The sequence below is a fragment of the Methylobacterium sp. WL103 genome (assembly GCF_008039885.1).
In the GTDB taxonomy this organism is placed as follows: Bacteria; Pseudomonadota; Alphaproteobacteria; order Rhizobiales; family Beijerinckiaceae; genus Methylobacterium; species Methylobacterium cerastii.
The window spans coordinates 1-7,128 of sequence record NZ_VRUX01000194.1 but is presented as its reverse complement, the minus strand read 5'-3'; the positions used below and the strand labels follow the sequence as shown (position 1 = coordinate 7,128).

Annotated in this window: 9 protein-coding genes; 2 read left to right on the top strand and 7 right to left on the bottom strand. The window is 72.3% G+C overall.

The features are described from left to right. Together FV222_RS13265 and FV222_RS13260 are read right to left on the bottom strand one after the other, a co-directional pair. On the bottom strand, positions 1 to 901 hold a 901-nt coding region (locus FV222_RS13265), incomplete at its 3' end, for an ATP-binding protein (protein WP_147814588.1). 116 nt (positions 902 to 1,017) lie between these two features. Beyond that, positions 1,018 to 1,479: a GNAT family N-acetyltransferase gene (locus FV222_RS13260; RefSeq protein WP_147765129.1), complete on the bottom strand. Its 462-nt coding sequence runs from the start codon at positions 1,477 to 1,479 to the stop codon at positions 1,018 to 1,020. 63 nt (positions 1,480 to 1,542) lie between these two features. Between FV222_RS13260 and FV222_RS13255 the strand changes: the two genes are divergently transcribed. Then, on the top strand, positions 1,543 to 2,487 hold the full coding sequence (locus FV222_RS13255; RefSeq protein ID WP_147814587.1) for a P1 family peptidase: 945 nt from the start codon (positions 1,543 to 1,545) through the stop codon (positions 2,485 to 2,487). 25 nt (positions 2,488 to 2,512) lie between these two features. Here FV222_RS13255 and FV222_RS13250 read toward each other — a convergent pair whose 3' ends face one another. From FV222_RS13250 to FV222_RS13230, 5 genes are all read right to left on the bottom strand, one after another. Beyond that, complete coding sequence (locus FV222_RS13250; protein WP_147814586.1) at positions 2,513 to 2,791, bottom strand: hypothetical protein; 279 nt, start codon at positions 2,789 to 2,791, stop codon at positions 2,513 to 2,515. A 13-nt stretch (positions 2,792 to 2,804) separates the two neighbouring features. After that, positions 2,805 to 3,011, bottom strand: a complete 207-nt coding sequence (locus FV222_RS13245) for a hypothetical protein (protein ID WP_147752028.1) — start codon at positions 3,009 to 3,011, stop codon at positions 2,805 to 2,807. A gap of 105 nt (positions 3,012 to 3,116) precedes the next feature. Next, positions 3,117 to 5,483, bottom strand: a complete 2,367-nt coding sequence (locus tag FV222_RS13240) for a PAS domain-containing hybrid sensor histidine kinase/response regulator (protein WP_147814585.1) — start codon at positions 5,481 to 5,483, stop codon at positions 3,117 to 3,119. Between the two features lie 48 nt (positions 5,484 to 5,531). Then, positions 5,532 to 6,434 (bottom strand): EamA family transporter RarD, encoded by a 903-nt coding sequence (rarD, locus tag FV222_RS13235; RefSeq protein ID WP_147765132.1) that lies wholly within the window; start codon positions 6,432 to 6,434, stop codon positions 5,532 to 5,534. 112 nt (positions 6,435 to 6,546) lie between these two features. Next, on the bottom strand, positions 6,547 to 6,819 hold the full coding sequence (locus FV222_RS13230; RefSeq protein WP_147752030.1) for a hypothetical protein: 273 nt from the start codon (positions 6,817 to 6,819) through the stop codon (positions 6,547 to 6,549). Between the two features lie 84 nt (positions 6,820 to 6,903). On the opposite strand from FV222_RS13230, the gene FV222_RS29610 reads away from it, so the two are divergent. Further along, complete coding sequence (locus FV222_RS29610) at positions 6,904 to 7,077, top strand: Rmf/CrpP family protein (protein ID WP_187273697.1); 174 nt, start codon at positions 6,904 to 6,906, stop codon at positions 7,075 to 7,077. The last annotated feature ends 51 nt before the right edge of the window (positions 7,078 to 7,128 follow it).

The following is a 7,128-nucleotide window of genomic DNA, read 5'->3' as shown; positions in this document are numbered from 1 at the left end:
GCGCGCGCGAGGCCCGCGTCGGGTAGGCGAAGCCGGCCTCGGCCGGCGCCAGGATCTGAGCGCGCAGGTCCGCATCCGCCGCCTGGGGCAGCGGGATCAGGGTCGGCGAGGCCGCCCGCGACGAGGTGGTCACCGGTCCGATCCGAAGCGCGAGCGGCCGGCGGCTGAGGGCAGGCCCGAGCGCCACGAACTCGCCCCGCGCCAGGTCGCGGAAGCGCTCGGCGCCGCGCCGGTCGAGGCCGAGGAGGTCGGCGGCGCGCGCCATGTCGATGTCGAGGAAGGTGCGGCCCATCAGGAAGTTGGTGGCCTCGGCCGCGACGTTCTTGGCGAGCTTGGCCAGGCGCTGCGTCGCGATGATGCCGGCCAAGCCCCGCTTGCGCCCGCGGCACATCAGGTTGGTCATCGCGCCGAGCGCGATCTTGCGCGCCTCGTCGGAGACGTCGCCGGCGGCCGCCGGCGCGAAGATCTGCGCCTCGTCGACGACGACGAGGCAGGGGTACCAATGCGCCCGCTCGGCCTCGAACAGCCCGCCGAGGAAGGCGGCGGCCGCGCGCATCTGCGCCTCCATGTCGAGGCTCTCGAGGTCGAGCACCACCGACACGCGGTGGGCGCGCACGCGGGCTGCGATCGCCTGCAAGTCGCCTTCGCCGTGGCTTCCGTCGACGACGAGGTGGCCGTGCGCCTCGGCGAGGGTGACGAAGTCGCCCTCGGGGTCGATCACCACCTGCTGCACATGGCCGGCGCTCTGCTCCAGCAGGCGGCGCAGCAGGTGCGACTTGCCCGAGCCGGAATTACCCTGGACCAGCAGGCGGGTGGCGAGGAGTTCCTCCAGGTCGAGGCGGGCCGGCTGGCCGATGCCCTGCCCGTCGAGCCCGAGCCCCATCTCGATGCCGAACGCCATCGCCGCTCCGGTTGCTCGCCACGGGAAATTCCGAAGGCCCCCACTAACACGCGAGCGCATCCCTGGATGCGGCGGAGACGCCGCGCATCCACAGGCGTGGGGTCGCGGCCACAGGGTCAGAGCGGCTTGCGGTAGACCAAGAAGCCCGACCGGTCGCCGACCTGATCGTAGAGCCGCATCGCCGTCGCGTTGGTCTCGTGGGTCTGCCAGTAGACCCGCGGCGAGCCGGCGCGGCGGGCGTCCGCGTAGACGGCCTCGATCAACGCACGTCCGACCCCGCTTCCGCGCGCCTCCTCCGTCGTGAACAGGTCCTGCAGGTAGCAGAACGGCGCGATGGCCGTGGTGGTGCGGTGATAGAGGTAGTGCGTCAGGCCGATCAGCCGTCCGGCGCGCTCGGCGACCAGGGCGTGCATCGGCTCGTCGGCGTCGAAGAATCTGTCCCAGTTGGCCTGCGTCACCGCGGGCGGGATCGCCGCCGGGCCGACGCGCTCGTAGAACAGGTTGTAGCCTTCCCAGAGCGGCAGCCACTGCGCGTGGTCGGCGCGGGCGACGGGGCGGATGACGAAATCCTGCGGCATGAGGCCGATCCTGCACCCGCCCGCCTCCCCGCTCAAGCCGTGCGGCGCCGCCGCGTTCGTGGCATGCTCAGGCCCATGCGCAACGCCATCACCGACATCGCCGGCATCCGGGTCGGGCACGCCGCGGACGCACGGATCGCCAGCGGCGTCACCGCGCTGATGTTCGACCGGCCGTTCACGGCGTCCGTGGACGTCCGGTCACCACGTCGAGGGCGTTCTCCCGACAGCACAACGGCGTCGACGCCCTCCACGGTGCGCTCGGGATCGAGAAGGTCGGTCTCGCGGGTGCCGATCGTGCCGGGCGCGATCCTGTTCGACCTCCTCAACGGCGGCGACAAGGCGTGGGGGCGCTATCCGCCCTATCGCGAACTCGGCTACCTGGCGGCGCAAGCGGCCTCCGAGGACGTCGCGCTCGGCTCGGTCGGGGCCGGCACCGGCGCCCGCACGGCCAACCTGAAGGGCGGCCTCGGCTCGGCCTCGGCCGACATCCCCGGCACGGGCTTCCGGGTCGGCGCGCTGGCTGCGGTGAACGCCTTCGGCCGGGTGACGGTGGGTGACGGCCCGCATTTCTGGGCGGCGCCGTTCGAGCGGGGGGCCGAGTTCGGCGGCCTCGGCTGGCCCGCCGCGATGCCGGAGGGCGCCCTCGATTTCCCCGTCCGCACCCTTCCCGGCGCCGCGACGACGCTGGCGGTGGTCGCCACAAATGCGGCGCTGACCAAGGCGCAGTGCAAACGCCTCGCGGTGGCGGCGCAGGTCGGCCTCGCACGGGCGATCCACCCGGTGCACACGCCGCTCGATGGCGATGTCGTCTTTGCGGTCGCGACGGGGGCGGTGCCGCTCGCGGACCCGATCGGCGACCTCGCGCGGCTCGGCGACATGGCGGCACAGGTGCTGGCCCGCGCGATCGCGATCGGCGTGTTCTCAGCCGCCGGCCTCGACGGGATCGGGACGCCCGGCCTCCCTCCGGCTTGGCGGGACCGGTTCGGCGCGGGCGGAACCCGAGGCTAGACGCCGGACAGGGCGAGCGCGAGCCTCAAACTTCGTCGCGCGCGTCCTGCAGCAGCTGGGCGAGTCCGGCATCGACCTCGGAGCCGAGCATGGCGCGCTCGGAGTCGGTGAGGTCGCGCGCCCATTTCGGGCCGGCGAACCCGGCGGCGCATTTTTCGCGCTCGCCCGCGATGTAGGCCTCGACCTCGTCGGGCCGGATCCGCATCGCGTGGACCATCCCGAACCACGCCGCACGCTCGACCACCGCGAGGCGGGCGCGCAGCCGGATCATCACGGCCCGTTCGGGATCGACGGCGTCGCTCATCTGCGTCCGACTCCTAGCGCCGCGGCTCGCACCGCGTCTTCACATAGCTGTCCTTGGCGTTGCCGAGGCCGGCGTTGGCAGCCAGCACAGGGCCCTGGATCAGGCATTCCTGCAGGGTGTGGGCCGGGCCGGTCACCACGTCGAGGGCGTTCTCCCGACTGCAATCCTGGACCTGGACCGACGAGGCGCAGATCAGGGCGACGACGACGATGGCGTTCATGGCGCGCTCCTCGGCCACGCCTTCCGGAGCGCGTGCCGGGAATGCAAGGGGCGGGACCGGAGGAAGGTTCCCGCCGGGCTACCTGCGCCGATGGTCGCGCGCCCTTTACCCTTCCCGCGCGGCGAGCGCGTCGAGCAGCCCCTGCATGCCCTGCGGCACCGGCGCCGAGGCCTCGCGGGCGTAGAGCACGCGCAGCTGGCGCCCGATCTCGGCGAGGCTCAAGGAGCCCTTCTCGATCACCCGGTCGGCCTGGGCCTGGAGGCTCTGGCGTTCGGCGTCGGTGATCTCCTTGGCGGTGAGCACCACCACCGGCACGTCGCCGTCCGGCCGCGCCCGCAGCGCCCGGAGGAACCCGAACCCGTCCATCTCCGGCATCATCAGGTCGAGGAGGATCAGGTTCGGGCGCTGCGCCTCGAAATGCTCCAACGCCACCCGGCCGTTCTCGGCCTCGTCGACGCCCCAGCCGTCGCGGACCAGGGTCCGGCGCAGGCGCTCGCGGGCGTCGGCGTCGTCGTCGACGACGAGGACCCGTGCCTCGACGCCCTCCGGCCGGTAGCGGTCCATCAGGCCCTTCAGCCGATCCCAGTCGATCGGCTTGACGAAGTAGTCGGTGGCGCCGAGCGCCTGGCCGAGGCCCTGCTCGGCCACCACCGAGGTCATGATCACGGGGATGCCGGCGAGCTCGGGATCGTTGCGGACGGCGTGAAGCACCGCCCAGCCGTCCATGCGCGGCATCTCGACGTCGAGCAGGATCGCCCGCGGCTTCAGGGCCCGCGCCAGGGTCAGCCCGGCGCGCCCGTCGCTGGCGGTACGCACGCGAAAGCCCTCGCGTTCGAGGAAGCGCTGCAGCAGCTCGCGGGCCGCCGGGTCGTCGTCCACGAGCAGCACCGCGTCGTGCTCCTCGTGCGTGGACACCGGGGTGGGGATCGCGAGCTCGGCGGCGACCTGCGCCTCGTCCTCCACCGCGAGCGTCGCCGGCAGCCGCAGCGAGAAGGTCGAGCCCTCCCCCGGCACGCTGGTCACGCCGATGTCGCCGCCCATGGTGCGGCAGAAGGCGCGTGTGATGGCCAGCCCGAGGCCGGTGCCGCCGAACTGGCGCGTGGTCGACTCGTCGGCCTGGGCGAAGCGCTCGAACAGGCGCCCGATCTGCTCCTCGGTGAGCCCGATCCCGGTGTCGGTCACCGAGAATCCGAACCAGTCGGCTCCGGCCTCGCGATGGCGTGCGACCGTGAGGGTGATCGTGCCGCCCTCGGTGAACTTCGCCGCGTTGCCGATCAGGTTGAGCAGGCACTGGCGGATCTTGGTCTGGTCCTGGTGCATCGTGCCGAGGTCGTCGGCGAGATCGAGGACGAAGCGGTTGCCCTTCTTCTCGACGAGCGAGCCGGTGGCGTCGGAGACGTCCGAGATCAGGTCGGCGACCGCGAAGGTTTCGCCCGAGGCGGTCATGCGCCCGGCCTCGATCTTCGAGATGTCGAGCACGTCGTTGATGAGCGAGAGCAGGTGGCGGGCCGCCGCCTCGATCTTGCGCAGGTCGGGCAGGAGGGCGGCCTGGCCGATATCCTCGAGCTCTTCGCCGAGCATCTCCGAGTAGCCGATCACCGCCGAGAGCGGGGTGCGCAGCTCGTGGCTCATGTTGGCGATGAACTGGCTCTTGGCGAGGTTGGCGGCCTCCGCCGCCTGGCGCGCCCGCTCGACCTCGGCCTCCGCTTCCTTCCGCTCGGTGACGTCGGCGTTGGAGCCGACCCATTCGCGCAACGCGCCGTCGGCGGCCAGCACCGGCACGCCGCGCACCTCCATGTCGCGCCACTGCCCGTCGTGCCGGCGCAGACGATACTCGACGGCGTAGGGCGTGCGCGCCTCGATGCAGCCCGCCCAGACCTCGGCGGCATGCGCCCGGTCGTCGGGGTGGACCGCGTCGATCCAGCCCCAGCCCTGGAACGCCTCTTCGGACTGGCCGGTATAGGCGCTCCAGCGCGGCTGCGGCGGTAGCAGGGCGCCGGCGGCGTCGGTGTTCCAGATGACGGCGGTGGAGGCGTCGACCAGCGCCCGGAACCGCTCCTCGGATTGCAGCAGCCGGTCCTCGGCCTCCTGCTTGTGGGTGATGTCTGTGTTGGTGCCGTACCAGCGCAGGATGCGGCCGTCCGCGTCCCGGTGCGGCATCGCCTGCGACAGGAACCAGCGGAAGCTCCCGTCCCGGCCGCGCAGGGGGAAGGTGTCCTCCCATGCCGCGCCCGCGGTGATCGCGGTGCGGAAGCGTTCGGTCACCGCCTCGACGTGGTCGGGATGGTGGACCGCACGCCAGCCCCAGCCGCGCATCGTCTCGAGGGTCGTGCCGGTGTAGTCGTACCAGCGCCGGTTATACCAGACGATGTCGCCCGTGGCGGTGGCGATCCAGGCGAGCTGCGGCAGCGCCTCGGCGAGGTTCTCGTAGTCGGCCTGGGTGACCGTGGCGGGCTCGGCGGGATCACGCATCGCAACACTCGGACTGGCTTCCCGTGGCAAAGGCCGGGCGCGGCCGCGTTATACACGCATCGCGCGCGGGGTCGGCGCGGCGGTTTCGCCGGGTGCGCGCTCCCGGGCCGCCCGCCCGGCGCGGAGCAGGTCGAAGGCGTAGAGCGCCAGCGCCAGCCAGATCAGCCCGAACATCGGGATCGCGTGCGGTGCCACGTGCTCGCCGTAGGCGAGGACGCTCAAGGCCAGCAGGCAGGTCGGCGCGATGTACTGCATCAGGCCGAGGGTCGCGAGGCGCAGGCGCTCGGCGGCGGCCGCGAACCAGATCAGCGGCAGCGCCGTCGTCACCCCGGTCAGCGCCAGCAGCGCGAAGTCCCGCGGGTCGGACGGCAGCACGGGCTCGGGCGAGGACAGCGCCCAGGCGAGCGCCGCCGGCGTCAGGATCAGGGTCTCGGCCAGGAACCCCACCGCCGGGTCGACGCCCACCACCTTCCGCACCAGCCCGTAGAGGGCGAAGCTGATCGCGAGTTCGAGCGCCACCAGGGGCAGCGTGCCGGCGAGCACCACGGCGATGCCGACTCCGGCCGCGGCGACGCCCACGGCGACCAGTTGCAGCGGGCGCAGCCGCTCGCGCAGGACGAGCGCGCCGAGCGCCACGCTGACCAGCGGGTTGATGTAGTAGCCGAGGCTTGCATCGAGCAGGTGGCCGCTGTTCACCGCTTGCAGGTAGAGGAGCCAGTTCACGCCGATCAGCCCGGCCGAGGCGAAGAGCAGCGCGTGCCGCGGCCGCAGCGGGAAGGGCGTGCGTACCCGGTTGCGCCACAGCAGCACCAGCAGGATCGCGAACAGGCACGACCACAGGATGCGAACCGACAGGATGTGGCTCGGAGAGAAGCCCGAGAGCAGACGGAAATGGACCGGGACGACGAGGCCCCAGCTCAGATAGGCGCCGAGCGCGTAGACGAGGCCCACGGTGTCCGTCCCGATCGCGTCCGCCGGCATCCGCTGCGGACCTGCCCCGGAGCCTTACCCTGTGCCGGCGGCGGGCGTCACGTCCGGCGGCGCAGGCCAGCCATCCGCGCCGTCAGCGCTTCGAGGGCAGGATCGGGTCGCCGCGCATCAGGGCGTTCAGGCGCTCGGTGTCGAACCCGTTCGGGATCTTCGCCGGCGCGGGCTTCACGGCCGCGACGGGTTTGGGCTGCACCGGGATCGATCCGGTCGCCGAGGGTTCGGGCAGGACGATGCGGGCGACCGGGCTCGGCGCCGTGTGGGCCAGCCGGTCGGCGCAGACGAACCCGATCACGAGGATCGAGGCGCCGGCCGAGACGCCGGCGGCGAGGAGACGCAGGATACGCAAGCGACGGGTTCCGACAACGCGAACGACGACGGAGCCGAGGATGGCCCAAGGCCGTTAACGAAGGGACACTCGACAGGAGATCGCATGAAACCCGAAGCGAACGCCCAGGCCACCGCCAGCGACAGCCCGTTCATCCAGGGCCGCAACGCCCGCCTCTACGGCAAGCCGATCGACGACTGCCCCTACGCCGAGGGCTCGGAGGAACGCACCGCCTGGCTGCAGGCCTACGAGGAAGCCACCGTCACGGACGCCGGTTGACCAAGAGGCTTGCGAAGGGGCTTGCCGGGGGGGCTTACGAAGGGGCTTGCC